This window comes from Nocardia asteroides, from assembly GCA_019930625.1.
GTDB classification, from domain to species: domain Bacteria; phylum Actinomycetota; class Actinomycetes; order Mycobacteriales; family Mycobacteriaceae; genus Nocardia; species Nocardia sputi.
The window spans coordinates 5,503,112-5,523,772 of the sequence record CP082844.1 but is presented as its reverse complement, the minus strand read 5'-3'; the positions used below and the strand labels follow the sequence as shown (position 1 = coordinate 5,523,772).

The window sequence follows — 20,661 nt, the reverse complement described above, 5'->3', positions numbered from 1 at the left end:
GGCAGTGGGCCAACTCTCCAGCACAGGGCATGAAATGCCACTCCACACAACGGGATGAATGTCTCAATGCTCATCCCCACGCCCCCGGACCCAGACTGATCGGCTGACGCCCCGAGAAAACCGATCTGCGGATCCAGAAGATCCGTAGTGCGGGTTCGCTGACTGGCTGATCGTGTCGGGCCTTCGCGTCATACTGACGGTCATGGGGTACGAAACCGTGCGGGGGCATTCACGCAGAGGACGGGTAGGCGGGAGTTACGTGAGGGGGTCGGTCCGCTTTACCGACCGGCGCGCACCGCAGCGGCCGGGGCGTTACCGATCCCCGTACTTCCACGGTTACCGCAGTGCGGCGCCTATGCCGATCCTGTGGGGCCTCGCGGCGCTCGTGGGCGTCCCGGTCCTCGTGCTGGTGGTGCTGGCGCTCACCCACATGGGATCTCCCGATAGGCCGGCCGACACCGCTGTGGTGCCCTCGTCTCTCGCGCCCGCGCAGCCGACTCCCCCGCCGAAGTCGTGCTTCCCGTTCAACTGCTGACCGCAAGACGCGCGTGGCTCGGTCCGTTGTGCTGCCGTGCTCGACGGTCGATTCGGACGGCCTGACGCTCACCCGAAGGAGACAACAGTGCGACTCACCCGCCTTCTGGTTCTGCCCGCCGTCGCGCTGCTCGGTTCGGGCCTCATGCTCGCCGGCTCGTCCTCCGCCCTCGCTGCAGGCCCCGGACTCGACGTCGCGGCCTTCAGCTGTCCCCATCCCGACGGACTCTTCCCTTACCCCGGGGACGTGACGAGGTACGTTCAGTGCTCGAACAACGTCCCGACCGTTCAGAGGTGTCCGGACGGCCTGAATTGGAACCCGACTGGCCAGTACTGCGACTGGCCGGCCAGTGCGGGCGCGGTGGCTGGTGCCCGGCAGCGGTAGGAGCCGCGGGAAGAACAGGCGAGGATGTAGAGAGGCCCAGGCCAGGGAACAGGCAGACTCTTTGAAACGGGACAATCCGCAGATCTGGCCCTGGCGGCATCGGCCCGCATTTACGCGTAGACAGTTTCGCGGCGGACGCCGAATTCCTTGACCAGCCCTCGGAGGAAAGTGGCGGGTGGCTACATTCCGCGGGAACTGGGTCTATCTGTGTGCCGCGGTCGGCAGCGTGATCACCTTTGTCCTTCTGTTTCAGCCGTGGCTGACCACTGGCACCGGCGGGACGGACGGTGTGATCCACGCCAACGCCTTCGGACGAATTCACGTCACTACCTTCTGGGTTGATCTCTGGGCGCAAACATCGGTACCGAATCCGAAAGCCAGCGGAACGTGGGGCATCCTCACCAGCGTCGCGATTGTCATCACGGTGTGCAGCGTGGCGGTCAACAGTGTGGCCCGCACCGCGGCGCTCACGCACCTGGTGATCGTTGCCACGGTATTCGTCGCCATCTTCACCATCGCCACCGAGCTCTACCTGAACAGCAAGGGCGACGAACTGACGCGAGTGGTTTCCTATGGCGCGGCCCGGGACCCGCGGACCCAGATCGGATTGCTGATCCGATGGGCCAGAGGCCACGACAATTATCCGGCACCGGAGTTCCGCCAGGTCTCCTACGCCACCTACAGCCTCACATGGTCTGCGATCTACACTTTCCGCTATGGCTGTTGTCGCGCAATGGCTTCGAGGACGCGAGAATCGGCTGCACCAAAAGAGGCTGAACAAATCGGCCGCAGAGACGGCGTAACCGGTGAGCAAGAAAGAGGGTTGACGAGCGCAGCCGGGCCGTTCGCGCGGAAGTGTGGGCTTTGATTCAGCAGCACGAACCCGGCTACCGTGACGATCCCGCTGTGCGGACTTCCCTCGAGATGGTGAAGCAGATGTTCGCCGAACACGTCCCGGTTGGCATATTCGGCACGGCCGGTCAGCGCTGTAGCAGGCCTTGGCCGTGCCTGGTGATCATCGAGATGCGAGACTCCAGCCCCTGCCCGCGCTGAACGCGAGGCGAACATCGATCAGCTGGCTTCTGTTCGAACAACGAATGCGCGGGACGCTCAGAGTACGGCTACACGCGGGGTGAAGTTCTTCGGAATCTGGGTGCCGTCGAGCACCTGGATCCTGTCCGGATCAAGGCGCAGGGCGGTGACGCTGTCCGGCCCTGGAACGCCGAAGGCGCGCAGATCGTAGCCGAGCGGTGGCGGCGTGTCCATGAACAGCTCCCACACGTGCTTCTTGTCCTCCGGGTCCTCGACCCAGGTAGCAGTCGCTTCCCCCTGCACGGCGTGCTGATCCGGACACCAGTACGAGAACGCCACCACCGGGTTGGCGGCCAGATGTCCGACCTTGACCGGCGTCTTGCCGGTGACGATCCAGCCGACCGGGCGGCCGTCGACAGATTCCCAGATCGGATGCAGAATTCGCGATCTGGGCCTCCCGTCACTGTCCACCGTGGTGACTGTGCACCAGACGATGTCGGAGGTGAATCGGAAGAAGTCATCCGAAATCACCGCGAAATCAGTCGCCATACCGAGCTCCTCGCGTCATATGTTCCCAGATACTCGCACAGGGCACCGACATCTTCGGCGGCGCAACGGATCTTGCCGGACCGGTTATGCCGCATGATGTTCGACTCGCCATCGAGCTGTCTTGTGCCCGGCGACCTGCGAGGTCTGGTCGAGTCGTTGCTGCCGGCTTCAGCGGTGTGGGCCCGGTAACCGTTCGCTACGGGGACGCCGGGCCGCAGACCGCCGGGACCGGCACGGTCGACCGGTTCTTCCCAGATCTACGGGTGGCTAGGATTTGGGACGCTCGCCGGAACGAGCATTCGGCGCACAGCTCGGATCCTCGGACCGATTCCGAGTGCCCGGTACCCAGCCGCGTTCACCGATTAGCGGCCAACACTGCCGCGAGGCCTTCTTGCAGGTCCTTGACAAAGTACTCGGGAACCTCCAGCGACGGAAAATGTCCCCCGGTTTCGGGCGACCTCCATCGGACGATTTGTCGGTACCGCTGCTGTGCCCAGGGGCGCGGACACTTCTCGATGTCGCGGGGGTACATGGTGATTGCTGACGGGACGTCGACCCGAAGTTCGGGGTCCAGCGAGTTGTGGCTTTCGTAGTAGATGCGGGCCGCCGATGCGCCGGTCCGCGTCAGCCAATACAGGGTGACGTCGTCGAGAACGCGGTCTATGGAAATCGCCTCGAACGGGCTGTCTTCGGTATCTGTCCACTCGGCGAACTTGTCGAGGATCCAGGCAAGAAGCCCGACCGGTGAGTCGACGAGCGAGTAGCCGATGGTCTGCGGTCGGGTCGCCTGTTGCTTCGCGTACGCCGCGCGGTGCCGCCAGAAATCGCGGGTTTCCTCGGTCCACTCGCGCTCGACCGCCGTCAGCCCGTCCGTTGTCAAACCGGGCGGTGCCTGCGCGAGCGTTGTGTGGATGCCGAGAACATGCGCTGGAAACCTGCCGCCGAGAATTGTGGTGATCACACCTCCCCAGTCGCCACCGTGGGCTGCGAACTTGCTGTAGCCGAGCCTTCCCATCAGTTCCACCCATGCGGCCGCGATTTTCTCGGTTCCCCACCCGGTGGTGGCCGGCTTATCGCTGTAACCAAAGCCTGGTAGCGATGGGACCACGACGTGGAATGCCGGCGCGCCCGCATCTTTCGGATCCGCCAACTCGTCTACCACATCGATGAACTCGGCGATGCTGCCTGGCCAGCCGTGCGTCAAGATCAAAGGAGTGGCGTCTGCGCGCGCGGATCGGCGGTGCAGGAAGTGGATCCCCAGATCATCAATGGTCGTGCGGAACTGGCCGATCCGGTTGAGGCGCTCTTCGAACGAACGCCAGTCGTACCCGGTGCGCCAGTAGTTCACGACATCGACGAGGTCGGCGAGAGGGACGCCCTGTTCCCATCGGCGAGGGCCGGGCGCGGCGCGATAGACCGTCTCGGTCTCCGGTAGCCGCGCTACGGCCAGCCGCGCGCGCAGATCGTCGAGGTCGGCGTCAGGTGCGTGGGCTTCGAATGCATGCACCACTACGGGGGCGGGCGTGAGAACGGGGTCGAGGTGGCCAAGTGTGGGCATGAGACCTCCTGGTCATCGCGGAACCGGCAACGGCTTACCTGGAACCGGCTAAGACGGTTCTAACATGCCCCGGCGGCGGCCGGCAACCCGCTAAGGTGGTTCCATGCCTGCTGGGTTCCCTGACTTTCGCCTCGGTAACGTGCTAGCGACCAGCTTCACGGGGACTCTGTCGGAGCGTCATGGCGACCCGGTGGAACGCATTCCCACGCCGCAGCGACTCGTCGACTGGCTGGTCGTGAACGGCCTGGCCGTGGACGCCTGCACCGCAGCCCAGCTCGAACTCGCTCGGGAACTGAGGGAATCAATTCACGCCGCCGCGACAGCGGCCGCGATCGGAGACGGTCTTCCTGCGTCTGCTGTTCAAGTCATCAATGACTGCAGCATTCAGGGTCGGGCGGCGGCCGTCCTGACGCCCGAGGGCAGCCGTCGATGGCGACTCAGCTCGGCTTCCAGCGTAGAAGATGCCCTAGGCGTGATCGCCGCCGACGCGATCAGCATCATCGCAGGCGAACGAGACGGAAAATTGGCCTTGTGCGCATCGCCAACCTGCCGAGCCGCCTTCTTCGATACCAGCCAGAGTCGCACCCGCAAATGGTGTGACATGAACACGTGCGGGAATCGTCAGAAGAAGGCGCGCTTCAATGCCAACCAGCGCAAGACCAGGACTGCCGCACGGACGGGTGTCATCTGATCCGGCTTGCCCGGGAGGACCGGCTGGAATGATCGGCCGGACAGTGCTGCCAGCCGTCCAGGCCGAGGTGCCGGGCGAAGAGAGCGGTTCTCGCTATCCCGAGTTTGTTTTTGTCAGAAAAGTTAATTTTCGGTGTGGGCCGTTTCGAACAGGGCGCTGGGCATCTACGCTCAGGCGGGGGTCGATCGGCCAGTCGGTAGCAATCCCATCAGCGTGGTGTTCGGGTGTAGCGGCAAGCTGCGAAAGGTAGCGATGGGAGTGGGCTCTAGCGTGGTGAGGCAGGCGGGGCCGGTGCTGGGCCGCTTCTCGGTGTGGTCGCGGATGCCGGCGAGCACGGTCGAGTTCGCGGCGCCATGTGGTGCCTTCGCCCGCCAGTTCCCGCTGCAGGCTGTGGGCACTCGTCGCCATTCGGCGTGCCGCGTGATCGACTGGGATCGGACCGTTACCGAGCTTCCCGAGCAATATGTGGTGCAGTTGCTCAGAGCAGGTCACCGCAGGGTGACGCACCGTCGCCAGCCCCGCGCTGCGTTCCGCACTGGAACGTCAGTTGGCGCATGCCCACGACGGCCACCGTGAGGGCGGCTTCAACTCGTTCATCAGCGACTCCAGGTAGCCCGAGCCGTTGAGGAGCGGTCACGGGGTGGGCCGCCGACGCGGACCGCCCCGTGACCGCTCCCCCATCGAGGGCGGCGAATCACTGTTTGCCCGGCCACCGGGCAGGTAGGCACTATATGCGCTTATCGCCCTGATTGCGGCGATCGAGGTGGTGGCGGAATGAGCCATGCCCAGAATTCGTGGCGCACCGCGTCCCACAAATTCGTCAATTCTGGAAAAAGTTCTCGTGCTTGCACGAGATCTGGGTAGGTGTCGGGGCCGAAGGAGACGATCGGCGCTGTATCGCATGCATTATGCACCGCAAGAATCGAAATCAAATGGTCCTGCAGCAAGCGCCACGTGACGCCCAGGCCCTCTGCCTCGGTTCGACGGACGTCATTCATCTCCGGCCCCATTCGGCTGCCGACGGCGCTCCGCGGCGATGTCGAATACTGTCAAAGCCGACCTCCTGCTCGTCGAGATCTGTCGAGCATCACAGATCCGGCACCGCACGGCATGGGTGGAAACACCCACTCGATTACCCATTTGCGCAGCTCGAGGGCGCCTGAAGCGTCATGTGCCCGGCAACGACGACCCGGTCCGGCGCCGATCTCGTTGGTGAGAAGCCGGGGGCAGGGCGTCGTAGAGTGCCCCGGTGCGCCAGAACAACAGGCTCAGTGCGGACGCGCGGTCCAGGCCGCGACCTGCGCGCGAGAAGAGAAGCCGAGTTTGCAGAGAATGTTCTCGACGTGCCGATCGACCGTTCGAGGCGACACCACCAGTCGCTCGGCGATCCGCCGGTTGCTCAGGCCCTGTGCGAGTAGCTCGGCGACCTGCCGCTCGCGTGCTGTCAGCACCCCCGCTTGCACCGTTGCAGGTTGCGGGGCGCCCGCACTCCGGTCGAGGGCGTAGGCGATCGCCTGGCCGTGATCGAGTCCTTCGCCCCGCACCCGTTCCGCATGCACGATCGCCTCAGGAAGCGCATCGGCCACGACGTGCTCACACGCTGCGTGCCGCTCGGACATATAAGGCCCGAACGTTGCGATGGAGGTACCGATTCGCCGCCACATCGTGTGGATCGCTCCCAGGAGTCGAGCCGCATGGCGGTGCTCGCCGCGGGCGGCCGCGGTCCAGGCCAGTAGCTCGATCATCAGCGCTGCACCGACATGGTCGTTGAATTCGCGCTGGATCTCGAGGGCGGCGTGAGCCGAAGCCATCGCCTGGTCGTAGTCGCCCCGGACCAGCTGATCGTAGCCGAGTGCCCAGACCGCGTACGACTTCGTCCACTGCTCGCCGCACCGGTCTGCCAGCTCTATCGCTCGCCGAGCCGTCGCGCATGCTCTCGGATCATGCGCGTGCGTATAGGCGACCGCGAGCTGGAAGAGGGTCATCCGGACCAGCTCGTCATCCTCGGAGAAGCTCTCGACCGCTCGTTCGAAACCTGTCACGGCAGCGGCGAGATCTCCACGGAAGCCCGCGGCAGTGGCGCGCAGGCTACTGGCCCAGCCGAGCGCACGGCGGTCTCCGGCTTCTGCGGCGAGGGCCACGCATTCATCGAGCACCGACTCAGCCGCGTCGAGGTCGCCCTGCAGAACCATCACCCATCCCGCTACCCAGAGTGCGGAGATCCGCCCGGCATCCGAGTCCGCGGCAATCCGTAGGGCGCGGTCGATCCAGCGTCGCCCGGAGCCGAGGAATCCATCGGCGCACCAGTGATAGCGCAGTGCCGTGACCAATAGCAGCGCCTCGCGGGAACTCGACGGAGTGCTGGTCGCCCACTCCAACGCCCCTCCGAGATTTCCCCGGTCGGCGCGCAACAGGGCGAGGCCGGTCTCCTGGCCGGGCCCGTTCCACTGTCCGGCGATCTGCTCGGCGAACGCGAGATAGTAGTCGCGGTGCCGGTCACGCAGCGTGGAGCTTTCGCCGCGGTCGGTCACCCGCTGCCATCCATACTCACGGATCGTCTCCAGCAACCGATAACGCGTCTGATCGTCGGCCGGGACAAGCACGACGACCGACTGCGCGACGAGGTGATCGATCAGGTCGAGCACCTGCCCACGCGGCAGATCCTCACCTGCGCAAACGTCCTCCGCGGCATGCAGGGTGAACCCTCAGACGAACACCGCAAGTCGCGCCCACAGCAGCTGTTCGGTCGGCGAGCACAGCTCATAGCTCCAGTCGATCAGCGCACGCAGAGTCCGCTGTCGTGGCAGCGCAGCTCGCGCACCCCCGGTCAACAACGCGAACCGATCCTCGAGCCGGTCCAGAATCGCTTGCAACGGCAGTGATCGCAGCCGGGACGCGGCCAGCTCGATCGCGAGCGGAATCCCGTCCAACCGCTCACACACCCGCACCACCGTGCCCGCATTACGCTCCGTGACCGCGAAGTCCGGGCGCACCGCCCGAGCACGCTCCATGAGCAGCATCGGAGCGTCGAACCCCGCCACCGCCCCAGCTGTGACGGACTCATCCGAAGCAGGCATCGACAATGGGCTGACCGGATAGACGTGCTCGCCCGCTTCGCCCAGCAGTTCGCGGCTGGTGGTCAAGATCCGCAGTCCCGCGCAGGCACGCAGCAGGTGGTGGCACAGCACACGGCAGGCGTCCAGCAGGTGCTCGCAGTTGTCCAGCACGAGCAGCACCTGCCGGTCGGCGAGCCGTTCCACGATCTGCTGCTCCGCTGTCCGGTGCGACAGATCCGGCATCCCGAGGCTGGTCACCACCGCACGCGCCACCCGTTGCGGATCATCCACGGCAGCCAGGTCGACCAACCACGCCCCATCCGGAAACGAGCGGCCGGACGCAGCGGCTACCTCCGTGGCAAGGCGGGTCTTCCCCACCCCACCCACTCCGGTCAGAGTGACGAGTCGGGCAGTCGCCAGCAGTGCCCGGACCTCACGAATCTCCCGCTGTCGACCCACAAAACTCGTGACCGCCGACGGCAGATTACCGGCTCCGCATACGGGCCTGCGCTGCCCCATGACATGTGAATCCTAACCGGTGCGGCGAGCCCGGCGCATCCCGTCACTTCATCGCGCGGCCGGCAGTGTGCCTGGTTCCGTGACGGCACGGTTCACGTTGAGGTAGGGCAGCTCGATCGAGATGAACATATCGCGTCACCCGCGATGGTAATCATGCGACCTCCAAGAGCATTCCGGTCTCCGGGTCGTACCAGCGGCATGCCTCGGGCGGCAGGTACAGATTCGAGGGGCCGCCCTCGTAGGCGCGGAATCCGGGCGGCGCTTGAACCTTCACCGTCTGCCCGCTGACGCGGGTGGTGAGCAGAGTCGAGGAGCCGAGGGGCTCGAGCACTTCGAGTTCGCCCCGCACCGTCGCGGCCGCCGGTCCTTCGGTCACCACGATCGCCTCGGGTCGGATACCGAGCCGCAGCGTCTGGCCTTCGAACGAGGACAGCGCGGCGGGAACGGCGAGCGATTGCCCACCCAGGTCGATGCGCAGCCCCGTCTCCGCCGCGCGGACTGTGCCGGTGAGGAAGTTCATCGGCGGGCTGCCGAGGAAGCCGCCGACGAATTCCGTCGCCGGGTCGTCATAGACCTCGGTGGGCGGGCCGCACTGGACAATCGCCCCGGCACGCATCACTGCGACGCGACTGCCCAGCGACAACGCCTCGACCTGATCGTGGGTGACGTAGATCGTGGTGGTGCCGAGTTCGGCGACGAGTCTTTTCAGCTCGGCCCGGAACGACAGCCGCAGCAGCGCGTCCAGGTTGGACAGCGGCTCGTCCATGAGCAGCACGTCGGCATCCATCACGATCGCCCGCGCCACCGCGACGCGCTGGCGCTGCCCACCCGACAGCCGCGCCGGGTACCGGTCCAGGTACGGGGTCAGCTGCAACAGCTCCGCGGCCCAGGCGACTTTGCGACGGATCTCGTCATGTGGCACGCCGTGCACGCGAAGGCCGAAGCCGATGTTTTCGGCGACTTTCTTGTTCGGAAACACGGCGTAGGACTGGAACACCATCGAAAGATTGCGCCGCCGCGGCTCGAGATAGGTGACGTCCTTGCCGCCGATCACGATCTGTCCCGAGTCCGGCAGTTCCAAACCGGCGACCATGCGCAGCAAGGTGGTCTTGCCGCAGCCGGACGGCCCGAGCAGCACCATGAACTCACCGTCGGAAATCTCCAGCGAGACCTCGTCGGTGGCACGCGCCGTGCCGCCGGGGTAGGTCTTCACCAGATCACGGACAACCACTTCAGCCATCAGCGAACCCCTGTCATCGCAGCGTCGTCCCCCACATGTTCACCAGGTAGCGCCGCATGACGAAGATGAACACCAGCGCCGGGATGATCAACGCGAAACCACCCGCGAAGCGGTACGCGATCGACGCCTCGTCCAATGCCGTGAGCACCTGAGCGGGCAGCGTGCGGTGCCCGAGTGTCACGATCGTCGCGCCGAGGATCTCGTTCCACGACAGGACAAACGTGAAGATCGACGACGCGGCCAGCCCCGGCAGTGCGAGCGGCACCACGATCCGGCGTGCGGCCTGCCAGCGGTTGCATCCGAAGACCTGGGCCGCCTCCTCCAGATCGGGAGGCACCGCGACGAAGATGCTTGCCGTGATGAGCACGGTCGTCGGCAACGCGAGCGTGGTGTGCACCAGCGTCACGGCCAGCACCGTGTCGTACACCTCGATGCGCAGGAACACGGTGGCCAGCGGCACCGAGAGCACCACGATCGGCAACGCGCGCACGAAGAGGATGAAGACCTGGTATGTGTCTTTGCCGCGAAACGCGTGGCGCGCGAGCGCGTATCCCGCGGGTGCGCCGATCACCAAGGACCAGAACACCGTGTAGAGGCCCACCAGCAGCGAATTGCCCAGTGCCTCGACCGTTCCCGTGGCACGGAAGAACGACATCAGAGTCTCGATGGAGAAATCTCTCGGGATCAGTGGCTTCGGAAACTCGCTGAGCGCCTCACGGGAGGACACCGCGGCCAGGCCGATCAGAACGATCGGCAACACCATGAAAAGGCTGACGGCCGAGCAGGCCATCTGCACCCACACCGCGCGTCTGCGGCGCCTGCGCACGGGTGCGCGATCGATGGGTGGCAGCGCGCGCCGCGGCGGCGCCTCGGTACGGTTCATCGCGTTCCTCGGCTTCCGCGGGCGTACCCGCACCCCGTCGCCTCGATCAACGGCCGGCGAAGGTGTCTCATGGCGCCTGCTCGGGCTGCCGGACCGCCCGCAGGTAGAACACCGCGGTGGCGAGCGAGATCGCCAGCACGACCAGCGAGACCGCGCTGGCCACCGCGGGATTCTGCAGATTCGCGTACCACTCGTAGGTCTCACCCACCAGCAGGGGAAAGTCCCGCCCGGTCAGCGCCTGCGCCACAGCGAAAGCCTGCAGCGCGAGGATGGTCCGCAGGATCAGCGCCACCTGAAGGCTCGGCCCGAGCAGCGGCAACGTCACGTGCCGCGTCCGCTGCCAGAGATTCGCGCCGAACACCTGCGCGGCCTCGTCGTAGTCCCGCGGGATCATCTGCACGCCCGCCACCACGATCACGAACACCAGTGACGTCGCGCGCCAGATCTCGGCGACCACCACGACGAGCAGCATGGTGCCCGCGTTCTGGTAGCTGAGCCACTGCACTCCGTCATCCGAGACCCCGATGCCGACCAGCAGCGAATTCAGGTAGCCGCGATTGTCGAAAACCGACAGCCACACCAGGCCCGCGGCCAGCTCGGAGACCGCGAGCGGCAGGCACCACAGGTAGAAGTGGCCGCCGGCGAAGCGCGGCCGCGCCTGCATGAGCAGCGCCATCCCGACGGCGAGCGCGAGCTGGACCGGCACCACGATGACGATCAGCAGGAGGGTGTTGCGCAGTGCGGTGCGGACATAGAGATCATCGATCAGTCGCCCCCAATTGGCGAGGGTGAAGCCGTGGTCGCCGCGGAACGCCTCCAGCACGCCCTGCACGAGCGGCCAGCCGAACAGCGCCGTCATCAGGGCGATCGAGGGCATCAGCAGCATCCACGGCGAGCGCAGTCGTGACATCATGGCTAGCCCACCCGGCACAGGTCGGCGGCGGGGTCGGGAGCCCAGCACGGCGCTTTCACATCGTCGAGGATGTTTTGCAGGACCCGTGCCTGCTGGTCCAGCGTGGAGCGAATATCGGCCCCGTCGAGCACGATCGAGCGGAAGCTGTCCTTGAAAACCTTGCTCACCTCGCCTTCACGCTGGCCCAGCCCGGCCGGAGGTAACGACAGAATGGCACCCGGCGCCTGCTGCTGCCTGCGCACCGCATCGGCCTCGAGCTGGATGGCCGGTGGCAGGTCGCTCGGGATCGCCGTGTCGACCGCCGGAAAGAAGCCGTTGGAACGGAGCAACCGCAACTGTGTTTCAGGGCGGGTGAGCGTGTCGATCGTCCGCTGCGCCAGTTCGGGGTCCGAGCTACCCGCGGGAATCGCGAGTCCGGCGATCACTGCCATGTAGCCGAGTCCGTGCGCAGCCCGGGGCGCGGGAAGCATCCGCCAATTGCGCGGATCGCGCTCCGGGGCGCGCGCGAGGCGCACGACGTGGTCCCACGCCAGACGAACCTCGCCGCTGTCGAGCGGCTCCTGCATGAAGTCGAAGTTCGTGCTCGCCGGGACGCAATTCGCCCACAGCTCACGCAGATACCGCCACGCCGTCACCGCCTCGTTCGAGCGGAAGGTGGTGATCTGGCCGCCGGTGAAGGAAGGCAGCAGGAAACCTTGGACGAATCGGTGCAGCAGACCCTTGGGGCCCGCGGGCAGGCCCAGCACAGGGCGATTGCCATTGCCGCGGCGCGCGGCGATGGCCCAGTCGAGGAACTGGTCATAGGACAGCGACACGGCATCCGCGCCGGACGGCAGGTGCTCGAGCGCATCCGCGTGTGCGGCAAGGACGTAACTCGCGGTCGCCCAAGGGATGTACCACGTACGATCGGTGCCCACCCTGGCCAGGTCCAGGTAGTCGGCGGGCCAGCCGCGGGAGCCGAGGTCGGCGAGTAAGCCGGTGAGGTCTTCCAGATAGCCGTCGGCGAGCGGTGCGATGTCGCCGTGCAGGCCGCCCAGCAGGCCGATCTGCGTCGCGCCCGCGTGGACCTGACTACGCACCTGGCTCGCGAAGGGGCTCTCTTCGATGGTCACGTAGCCGACACCGGGTGCGGCATCGGCGAGCAGACCACGGAAGCGTTCCGCCTCGTCGGCGGGCCGGAACTGTGTGGACAGGAAGATCATTCCGCCCTTGCCGCTGGTGGCGAATCCGGTGCAGGCCGCGGCGGATAGGGCGGCCGCGCCGGAACCCGCCGCGCGCAAAAAGGATCTGCGCGTCAAACCGGGTACCGGCATGCATGGCTCCTCTTCGCGCACAACCTGTTTCAGGCAAATGTCAGGTTGGTCAACGTAAGTGCGCTGAGGGATATTGTCAATGTGCCTGCGTAACTTCGCCGCCGTCGAGCCGCACCTCGCCCGGCCATGTGCCCGGCCTGCTGTGTACGGCAGGCCCGCTGACGCGCCTCGAGTTGCAGGAACGCGCGGGGCTGTCGAGGTGGCGCTGGTCGAACGACTGGAAGCACTGCGCATCTCGGGCTCGTTCGCCGAGCCGGGCGCGATGGCGCTCTCGGCGCCAGGCCGAATCCTGCGGACCCGGGCGGAGCGAGCGGCTGATCACCGGCCCGATCCGCCCGAGGTCGACTGCGTCATGCCGCAGGGGGCGTCAACACCGTGTCGATCATGTACACGGTGGCGTTCGCGGTTTGGAGTCCGCCGCAGATCACGCCGGCATCAGCCACTTTGAGATCGTCACCGTTGCCGGTCACGGTGACCGTGGAACCTTCGACGGTCTTGTGGTCCCCCGCGATCTCGCCCGGCCCCACCCGTCCTGGCACCACGTGATACGACAGGAGCTTGGTGAGCGCGGCCGAATCGGTCTTCAACGTTTCGATCGTCGCGGGATCGACCTTGGCGAAGGCCGCGTCGACCGGTGCGAACACGGTGGATTGTCCGCCGTCGAGGGTACCCACCAGGTTCACCTGCGGATTGAGCTGACCGGATATCGCGGCGACGAGCGTGGTGAGCATCGGGTTGTTCGATGCGGCGACCGATGCGGGTTCGGTCGCCATGCCGGTCACCGAACCCGGGCCAGTCGGCACCTGCTCGGCGTACGCGGCGCAGCCTGGGCCGACGGGAGCCGACGCGGGTGTTCCCGTCGACGGGGATGTCGTCGCCGTCGTCTCGGCGGCCGGACTGGTTGTCGAGGTCGCGGAGGATGTGTCGTTGTCATCCGCGCAGGACGCCGCCCCCAGGACGGTGGCGGTGAGGGCCGTAGCCAGCAGAAGTGATCGTTTCGCGTTTCGCATGTTCGGTTGCTTCCTTCGGATTGACCGCAGCGGTCGTGGTTGTCATTGCGCGCGAGTACCCAACCGCTGCGGCAGGCTGGAACAGCCACCGCCGCGTTCACGCGCCCCGTGCAGGAGAGCCGCACGAGCGGATGTTCACTTCAGGAAGTCTTGCACCGATCGCGCTCGAATGCATCGTTTCTGCGTCGATTGATGCTGAAAATTCGCTGTGAGTTTGCCTGACCGGTTCCGGCGACCTCCGAACCCTGCTGCTCGGGTGGTGCGCCGCGGCGATGGCTCCCCCGCCGTAAGGCACCGCTGCATCTTCTGCCCGCCAGCGGCGTCCAGGTTCATGCCCTGCCGTTGATGGGTTCTCTGCTGTTCGACATCGGCGCATATCGGGAAAATAGGTGAGGCCGCACTCGGTAACGGACGAAGCATCGTCAGTGAGTCGGATGGCCTCCCTGGCGCGGTCGAGATTGCTTTCTATGAAGCGGCCTGGCGGCCTGTCCCCCACCGAACACTTTTGTAGCGACCATCGCATCCGGTGGCGGAGCGCATGCCACCGGGGAACCTGCTGCGCGGAGCGCCTGGCAGACTAGTGTCCGTGCTCGGGTGCGGTCTGCAGTTCGGGCGCGGCGGCGGCCAGCAATGCATCGCGGTCACGGTTCAACGGAGGATAGATACGCCGGGTGTTGATGGCGCGCTTGGTGTCTTTAGCCGCCTTGCCGCACGCGACCACGTGGCGGTCCCAGCCCTCGGTATACACCGCTCCTGCCGGTCCCAGATCGAGAACCGTGACATACCAGGAGATCCGCAACGGCTTCATGGGCTCGCCGAGAAGATCGCCGATGACGTTGTATCCGGCCCATCGGCCCATCGGGCGGCTGTGCTGGCAGGACATCACCGACATATGCTCGTCGTCCATTTGTGCGGCGGCGACGTCACCGGCGGCGAATACCCCGGGCACACCGCAGACCCGCAGATAATCGTCGACGGGGAGTCGACCCAGCCGGTCAAGGTCGACGCCGAAGTCCGCGGTCAGCGGGTTGGCCCGCATGCCGGCGCACCAGACGACGGTGGCAGCGGTCACCACTTCACCCGAGGAGAGCGTCACGCCGCGCTCACCGATGGCGACGACCCCGACGCCCAACCTGGTCTCGATCCCGGTGTAGGCCAGCGCCGCCTCGATGACCGGTCGCGCCGAGGCGCCCATGTCCGAGCCGACGAACGGATTGCGGTCGACCAGGATGACCCGCGGTGCGACGGCACGCGGGGCGAAGGCGTCGGCGAGCATCGCGGGCAGCTCAGTCGCTTCTTCGATGCCCGTCAAACCTGCCCCGACGACGACTACTGTCGCGGCCGCCGGGTCAGCGGGGCCCTGGGCAAGCCTGCGCAGGTGGGCTTGCAGTCCGGTCGCTGCGTCATGGGTGTCGATGTCGAAGCCGAACTCCCGCAGGCCGGGGATATCGGGCTTGACCACCCGGCTGCCCACCGCGAGCACCAGCCGGTCGTAGCCGTGAGCGCCCGCGGTGGATTCCACGACCCGCGCCACGGCATCGATCGCCGTCACTTCGCCGATGATGTGCTCGATTCCGACCGGATCCAGAAGAGCGCTCAATGGGATGCGGGCCGTGCTCAGATCGCTCTCGTAGTCACGCACGCGTATGTCGTGGTACGGAGTGGAACTGATCATCGTGACATCGACGGTTCCGACCGCCACACCGAGCTCGTCGAGCCGCCGCGCCGCCGCGAGCGCCGCCCACAGACCCGCAAACCCGGACCCGAGAACCACGACACGCGAAGGATCGGTCACCGCAGCGCGCTGCACATCGTCATTCTAATTACTCCGGCCGGACTTCGTGATCGTTGATGCCGCTGCTCACGGCGCTGAAGTCTCCGAGATTTCCGGCTGCTGACCCGGATCGGGCGTTGGCAAGCCGCGCGGGCGGAGCACCTTGCCGCCGATCCGGGCGGATCGACGGCGGGCGACAGGCGACAGCGGACCAGCGATACCCCCCTGGCAGGCGACTTCCTGGCGTGTCTCTACGCGAAGAAGTTAGGCGTTTGTGCATGCGTCGTCTATGGCGTTGCGCCGCGCGGGGACTCGGTGGCTCGCCGAGCCACCCGCGCGTGCGGGCCTGTCAGTAACGATCGATGGCGGGTGGCGTCAGCGTCGAGTCGCGGAGCGGACCGATCGTGTTCTCGAAGGCCTTGTGCCACGAGCCGTCGGCGATCATCTGCTCGATCGCGTCATTGATCTTGGCGCGGGTCTGCTGGTCGCCCTTCTTCAGGCCGATGCCGTATTTCTCGGTGGTGAACGCGTCGCCGACCAGCTTCAGTTCGCCCGACACCTGTCCGGCGAACCCTGCGAGGATGATGTCGTCGGCGGTCACCACGTCGACCGCACCGCTGCGTAGCGCTTGGACGCACTGCGAATAGTTGTCCAGTTCGACCAGCTGAACGTCTCTGGCGTAGTGGTCCTTGACATACTGCGCGGGAGTGGAGCCTTTGACCGAGCACAGTTTCTTGTTTCCGGCCAGCGACTCGACGCCGGTGATATCGGTGGTCTCGTTCCTCGCCAGCAGGGCCTGCCCGGCAACGAAGTACGGTCCGGCGAAGTCGACCTTCTGCTTGCGTTCGTCGGTGATCGAGTAGGTGGCCACGATGAAGTCCACCTCGCCATTCATGATCATGGCCTCGCGTTGCGCCGTCGGCGTCTCCTTGAAGGTGATGCCGCCGGGCGGTACGCCGAGCTTGCCTGCCACATACTTGGCGATCTCCACGTCGTAGCCTTGGTACGAGCCGTCCGCCTCGCGAAAGCCCAGGCCGGGCTGGTCGAACTTGATGCCGATAGTCAGCTTGCCCTCGCGCACGTGGTCTTCGGTGGTCGTGGTGTCGCTGCCGCCACCGCAGGCGGTGGCGACGAGGGCGACGGCGATCGCCCCGATGGCGAGGCAAAATGTTCGGTGCGTCCTCATCGAATTCGGTTCCCTCTCAGGCTGAGCTGCCAGGCCGGGCCCGGCCGCCGGGTGCTGACGACACGTCATGTTTCCCGGAAACTCCCGGTGCCCCCTATCGATGGCCTCCCCGCCAGTGGAAAGCTTGCCGACGCCGCCACTGCTGGCGATCTTCTCGGTTGCGGAGTGGTCGCTGCTGTGCTTCTAATGGGGCCGGTCACCCTCGAGACCAAGTTCGGAACGAGCGGACGGTGTGGTGGTCCGCTGACTGCTGGGAGTCACCATGACAACTGGATACGTGTGGAACACCCTCTACGGGTGGGCCGACACGGGTAGCGGAAGCCTGTTCCCGTCCGACGTCACGGTCGGTCTCCAGCCGATCGGCCACCACCTCGCGCACCCCGATACCAAGCGACGATTCCATGAATTGGTCGCGGTGTCCGGCCTGTTGGAGAAGTTGCATCCGATCGAGGCGGTGCCCGCTACCGAGGCCGACATACTGCGCGTGCACACGGTGCAACATCTGGAGCGGATCAAGGCCGAGAGCTTGCAACCGAAGGGCGGAGACGCCGGCGACGGGGTCTCGTCCTTCGGCAGGGGCGGGTACGAGATCGCCGCGCTTTCGGCGGGCGGCGCGATCGCGCTCGTCCAGCAAGTGCTCGACGGGACGGTCGACAATGGTTATGCGCTGGTCAATCCGCCGGGTCACCACGCGACCCGTGCTACCGGCATGGGCTTCTGCATCTTCAACAACGTTTCCGTCGCCGCCGCCTACGCGAAAGATGTTCTCGGTGTGCGGCGCATCGCCGTGGTGGACTGGGACGTCCACCACGGCAACGGCACCCAGGACATCTGGTATGAGGATCCCTCGGTGCTGACCATCTCGATCCACCAGCACCTCTGCTTCCCGCCGGAGTCCGGTTACCGGGAGGAGCGTGGCGCGGGCGACGGATACGGTTACGCGATCAATGTGCCGCTTCCGCCGGGCAGCGGCGACGCCGCGTATTCGCACGCGATCGACCGAGTGGTGGAGCCGGCGCTGCGCGCCTTCGCGCCCGAACTGATCCTCGTGGCGTCGGGCTTCGACGCGAGCATCCTCGATCCGCTGGCTCGGCAGATGGTCACCAGCGGCGGCTTCCAGCACCTGACCCGCCGGATGCTGGAGATCGCGGACGGAACCTGCGCGGGCCGCATCGCCTTCGTGCAAGAAGGTGGCTACAGCCCGCACTATGTTCCGTTCTGCGGGCTCGCGGTGGTGCGCGAGCTGCTCGGTGAAGAATTCGTGGACGATCCGTACACGCCGATCGTCTCGACGCAGGGTGGCGACGTCCTCCTCGAGCACGAGGCCACGGCGATCGAAGCCGCGGCGGACTTGGTCGCCGAGCTCTGATCCGCCAAGCAGTGTCCTCATAAGCCACATGAGTAGGGTCGCGAGGTTCAGCATGCCGCCGTAGGGGGGTTGCTGTTTGTCGTATCGGGTGGCGATGGCCCGGTATTGCTCGAGCCGGTTGAAGCAGCGTTCGACGACCGCCGCTACAACGGACTGCTCGAACGCCTCGGCCATCACCTGCCGTGGGTGCATGCGCACGCATCGCTATCCACCGATAGCTGTTTACGTGGCCCAGGAGCGTGGCGTCATCCCGTCCGCCGGGCGGTGACGGCGAAGTTCAGTGGGATCCGAGGCGCCCCGTCCGTCAGCGCCCATCCTTGTGGGCAGGCAACGAGTTCGGGGAAGCCGCGCCAATCCATGTAGGGCAGTTCGGCCACTGCTTCGATGTGGAGTCCGGCCCGCAGTAGTGCGCCGATGACATCGCTCAGGGCGTGGCGCCACTCGTAGACGGTGACGTGGGTGATCTGCCCGTCCGAGTTATCGGTGTAGCCGCCTGCGTTGTCGTAGGTTCGGCTGCCACCACCGCCGAGGTAGTCGTCGGTGATCTCCCAGGAAAGGAGTTGGGCAGAGGTCGAGCCCGTGGACATCGACGGCGCCACATCGTCGAGGCCGCTCTGCGGCTCGTTGTCACCGGAGGTGTCGGCGCGGCGACCTTCCGGAAGGTCGCCGCGGAGGCCGGTCTGAACATCGGGTCGGTGCGCCACTACTTCACCGATCACGAATCGCTGGTCGTCGCCATGGCGACCGAGGTAGGAGACCGGATGGAGCGGCGTCTCACCCGTCACTGCGCACCCCCCGGTTCGGGGACCGCCAGGCCGCGAAACGTCACCTGCTCGATGTACTCGACGAGTTGGTGCCCGTGGACGAGGAGAGGCATCGGGAATCCGTCGTTCTCCTGGAGATCATCGCCGCTTCGCGGTTGAACCCTGCATTCGCACCCGTGGTGCGACAGATGGCCTCGGACCTGCACCAAGTGCTCGCCGAGGCGATCACCACGATGGGCGCCGCCGACCCCGCCCGGGAAGCCGTCCGCCTGGCCGCTCTCATCTCCGGCCTCTCCCTGAATGCCGTCACCCGCCCACCGATCGGTCGAACCGGCAACAATTCGAGCCGTGTTGGAAGCGCACGCGGCAGAGCTGTGAGACCCCCGGTCCGGAACCGGAGCACGGGACGGCACACGAAACCTGTTGCAGCACGACCCCCCATTCATGCCGCATACCGACCGCAGGGGTTTCGGCGAGACGCTTCGTGCAGAGCGGAAGCCATGAACCGTGACGCTGGTGGATTTGTGTCAGAAACTGCCGTAGTTACTGGTCGGCCCGCCGTGGTACTTCGACCAGATCGGCGGCTTGCTCGGGTCGTGTGGGTCCGGGATGATGATTTCGCCGGTGAGCCGCGCCCACCCGGATACCGCAGTCTTGTATTTCTCTTCCAACGCGCGCTTTGTCTCCTGCCCCCAGCGCACACGGGTGTATCGGTGTTCCGCCCGCTCCGCGGTCAATGCCGCGTGGACCTCCTGCGCCGTGTGCTCGCCGCTGCCTCCGTCGTCCAGGTTCCTCAGGTAGATCCAGAAGCTGCGTCCGCCCGAATACTTGCTGATCTCGTAGGACCACACCGTGCCGGACGCGTCGGCGATGGCCTCGGCTCGCTTCTGCCTGGCCTGTTCCTCCTCGCGCCGTTTGCGTTCCTTCTCCAGTTCGGCGAATTCCTCCAGGTACTCGGGGAGGTCACCGGTGCAATTCCGGTAGGCCGCGAGGGCGGTGTCGAAGTCCGATCGCAGTTGCACGCTCGCCTCGTCATATCCCCTGCGCAGCAACCAGTTCCGCCGCGCGTACCTGATCCGCCACCACAAGCCGCCCCGAAACGGCGCACGCAGGTGGAGACTGGCGGCTTCCTCGCGCTCCTGCAGGGCGCGGATCTCGACCAGCAGCCGGTGTGTCGCCGAGCACCACCGGGCGTGATCCTCAGGGCTCGCCCTGATGACCCTGTCCGAAGAGAAACCGGAACTACGGGAGCCATGGGCGCACAGCAGACGGCTGTGCTCACCGAGTTCGGTGCCGACCACGTTGACCGTCCAGCCGCCAAGCAGCTTCCCGAGGTCCGTGACATAGAGTTCGCGCTCCATAGACCCATTCACCTGACCGGTGAATCGATCGTGCGACCGCCGATTGTGATCTTGCCCGAGATACGTCTTGCTTGGACTACCTTGCCTTGCACGCTACCGCCAATCGAATTCGCGCCGGCCGAGCTGAGCTGGCCGACATCACCGTTCATCGAATTCGCGCCCGCCGAACTGAGCTGGCCGACGTCACCGTCGATCGAATTCGCCGGGCCGAGCTGGACGACGTCGCCGTGAACATCGCCTGTGATGGTCGCGCCCTCCCACATGACCACATTGCCGTACACATTGCCCTCGATGGTCCCCCCCTTCATGAACACATCACCACGCACGTAAGCAGCAGCGGCACCAGCGCGAGGACGCCACCGATTACCGCGAAGGTCGCTATGGTCCGTCGGTGCGGATCGGGTTCGTATCCCAGCCCTTTACCGCCACCGGCGCCGAGCACCTCGTCCATCGTCACCCTCCAGTGCGCTGTGCTGGAGCCGGCACGAGCGCCGGCCTCGGGACTACTACTTTGGGCGACGAGT

General features: G+C 66.0%; 21 protein-coding genes and 1 pseudogene. 7 read left to right on the top strand and 15 right to left on the bottom strand.

The genetic code is table 11. The features are described 5' to 3' along the window. Positions 1-355 precede the first annotated feature (355 nt). The 3 genes from K8O92_25155 (at position 356) to K8O92_25145 (ending at position 1,787) form a co-directional block, all read left to right on the top strand. Positions 356-535, top strand: a complete 180-nt coding sequence (locus K8O92_25155) for a hypothetical protein (protein UAK31112.1) — start codon at positions 356-358, stop codon at positions 533-535. 87 nt (positions 536-622) lie between these two features. Beyond that, positions 623-919 (top strand): carbohydrate-binding module family 14 protein, encoded by a 297-nt coding sequence (locus tag K8O92_25150; GenBank protein UAK31111.1) that lies wholly within the window; start codon positions 623-625, stop codon positions 917-919. A 175-nt stretch (positions 920-1,094) separates the two neighbouring features. Beyond that, positions 1,095-1,787, top strand: coding sequence for a hypothetical protein (locus K8O92_25145; protein ID UAK31110.1), 693 nt, complete (start codon positions 1,095-1,097; stop codon positions 1,785-1,787). Between the two features lie 242 nt (positions 1,788-2,029). Here the strand turns inward: K8O92_25145 and K8O92_25140 are convergent, their stop codons facing one another. Beyond that, positions 2,030-2,500: a pyridoxamine 5'-phosphate oxidase family protein gene (locus tag K8O92_25140; protein ID UAK31109.1), complete on the bottom strand. Its 471-nt coding sequence runs from the start codon at positions 2,498-2,500 to the stop codon at positions 2,030-2,032. A 355-nt stretch (positions 2,501-2,855) separates the two neighbouring features. Continuing rightward, positions 2,856-4,058 (bottom strand): epoxide hydrolase 1, encoded by a 1,203-nt coding sequence (locus tag K8O92_25135; protein ID UAK31108.1) that lies wholly within the window; start codon positions 4,056-4,058, stop codon positions 2,856-2,858. Between the two features lie 103 nt (positions 4,059-4,161). Between K8O92_25135 and K8O92_25130 the strand changes: the two genes are divergently transcribed. After that, positions 4,162-4,749 carry a CGNR zinc finger domain-containing protein gene (locus K8O92_25130; protein UAK31107.1) on the top strand — a complete coding sequence of 196 codons (588 nt, stop codon included), beginning with the start codon at positions 4,162-4,164 and terminating at the stop codon, positions 4,747-4,749. A gap of 1,268 nt (positions 4,750-6,017) precedes the next feature. Here K8O92_25130 and K8O92_25125 read toward each other — a convergent pair. The 7 genes from K8O92_25125 to K8O92_25095 all read right to left on the bottom strand — a co-directional run bounded on the left by K8O92_25125 (position 6,018) and on the right by K8O92_25095 (position 13,683). Beyond that, positions 6,018-7,394, bottom strand: a complete 1,377-nt coding sequence (locus tag K8O92_25125) for a LuxR C-terminal-related transcriptional regulator (protein ID UAK31106.1) — start codon at positions 7,392-7,394, stop codon at positions 6,018-6,020. 60 nt (positions 7,395-7,454) lie between these two features. Next, positions 7,455-8,264: a hypothetical protein gene (locus K8O92_25120; GenBank protein ID UAK31105.1), complete on the bottom strand. Its 810-nt coding sequence runs from the start codon at positions 8,262-8,264 to the stop codon at positions 7,455-7,457. Positions 8,265-8,475: 211 nt separating this feature from the next. Further along, positions 8,476-9,564, bottom strand: coding sequence for an ABC transporter ATP-binding protein (locus K8O92_25115; protein ID UAK31104.1), 1,089 nt, complete (start codon positions 9,562-9,564; stop codon positions 8,476-8,478). Positions 9,565-9,577: 13 nt separating this feature from the next. Next, positions 9,578-10,447, bottom strand: a complete 870-nt coding sequence (locus tag K8O92_25110) for a carbohydrate ABC transporter permease (protein UAK31103.1) — start codon at positions 10,445-10,447, stop codon at positions 9,578-9,580. Positions 10,448-10,514: 67 nt separating this feature from the next. Beyond that, positions 10,515-11,360 (bottom strand): sugar ABC transporter permease, encoded by an 846-nt coding sequence (locus K8O92_25105; protein UAK31102.1) that lies wholly within the window; start codon positions 11,358-11,360, stop codon positions 10,515-10,517. A 2-nt stretch (positions 11,361-11,362) separates the two neighbouring features. After that, positions 11,363-12,673, bottom strand: a complete 1,311-nt coding sequence (locus K8O92_25100) for an ABC transporter substrate-binding protein (GenBank protein ID UAK31101.1) — start codon at positions 12,671-12,673, stop codon at positions 11,363-11,365. Between the two features lie 350 nt (positions 12,674-13,023). Next, positions 13,024-13,683, bottom strand: a complete 660-nt coding sequence (locus tag K8O92_25095) for a fasciclin domain-containing protein (GenBank protein ID UAK31100.1) — start codon at positions 13,681-13,683, stop codon at positions 13,024-13,026. Between K8O92_25095 and K8O92_25090 the strand changes: the two genes are divergently transcribed. After that, positions 13,662-13,895: a hypothetical protein gene (locus K8O92_25090; protein UAK36103.1), complete on the top strand. Its 234-nt coding sequence runs from the start codon at positions 13,662-13,664 to the stop codon at positions 13,893-13,895. The genes K8O92_25095 and K8O92_25090 overlap by 22 nt on opposite strands. Before the next feature lie 365 nt (positions 13,896-14,260). On the opposite strand, the gene K8O92_25085 is transcribed toward K8O92_25090, so the two are convergent. After that, positions 14,261-15,478 (bottom strand): FAD-dependent oxidoreductase, encoded by a 1,218-nt coding sequence (locus K8O92_25085; protein UAK35931.1) that lies wholly within the window; start codon positions 15,476-15,478, stop codon positions 14,261-14,263. Positions 15,479-15,806: 328 nt separating this feature from the next. Beyond that, positions 15,807-16,643, bottom strand: coding sequence for a glutamate ABC transporter substrate-binding protein (locus K8O92_25080; GenBank protein UAK31099.1), 837 nt, complete (start codon positions 16,641-16,643; stop codon positions 15,807-15,809). A 262-nt stretch (positions 16,644-16,905) separates the two neighbouring features. Here K8O92_25080 and K8O92_25075 point away from each other — a divergent pair, with 262 nt between their 5' ends. Beyond that, the gene (locus K8O92_25075; GenBank protein ID UAK31098.1) at positions 16,906-18,012 is read left to right on the top strand and encodes a class II histone deacetylase; all 1,107 of its coding nucleotides are present in this window, start codon (positions 16,906-16,908) and stop codon (positions 18,010-18,012) included. A gap of 245 nt (positions 18,013-18,257) precedes the next feature. On the opposite strand, the gene K8O92_25070 is transcribed toward K8O92_25075, so the two are convergent. Next, entirely contained in the window at positions 18,258-18,599 is a 342-nt protein-coding gene (locus K8O92_25070) for a hypothetical protein (protein ID UAK31097.1), read from the bottom strand. Here K8O92_25070 and K8O92_25065 point away from each other — a divergent pair. Next, positions 18,573-19,154 (top strand): annotated as a pseudogene (locus tag K8O92_25065) (TetR family transcriptional regulator). The gene K8O92_25070 and the pseudogene K8O92_25065 overlap by 27 nt on opposite strands. 149 nt (positions 19,155-19,303) lie before the next feature. Here K8O92_25065 and K8O92_25060 read toward each other — a convergent pair. Genes K8O92_25060 through K8O92_25050 form a run of 3 tightly spaced genes read right to left on the bottom strand, consistent with a single transcriptional unit; the run spans position 19,304 to position 20,588 of the window. After that, a complete protein-coding gene (locus K8O92_25060; GenBank protein UAK31096.1) occupies positions 19,304-20,137 on the bottom strand; it encodes a hypothetical protein in 834 nt (277 codons plus the stop codon). An 8-nt stretch (positions 20,138-20,145) separates the two neighbouring features. After that, the gene (locus K8O92_25055; protein UAK31095.1) at positions 20,146-20,445 is read right to left on the bottom strand and encodes a hypothetical protein; all 300 of its coding nucleotides are present in this window, start codon (positions 20,443-20,445) and stop codon (positions 20,146-20,148) included. Further along, on the bottom strand, positions 20,442-20,588 hold the full coding sequence (locus tag K8O92_25050) for a hypothetical protein (GenBank protein ID UAK31094.1): 147 nt from the start codon (positions 20,586-20,588) through the stop codon (positions 20,442-20,444). Before K8O92_25050 ends, K8O92_25055 begins: the two co-directional genes overlap by 4 nt. Between the last annotated feature and the right edge of the window lie 73 nt (positions 20,589-20,661).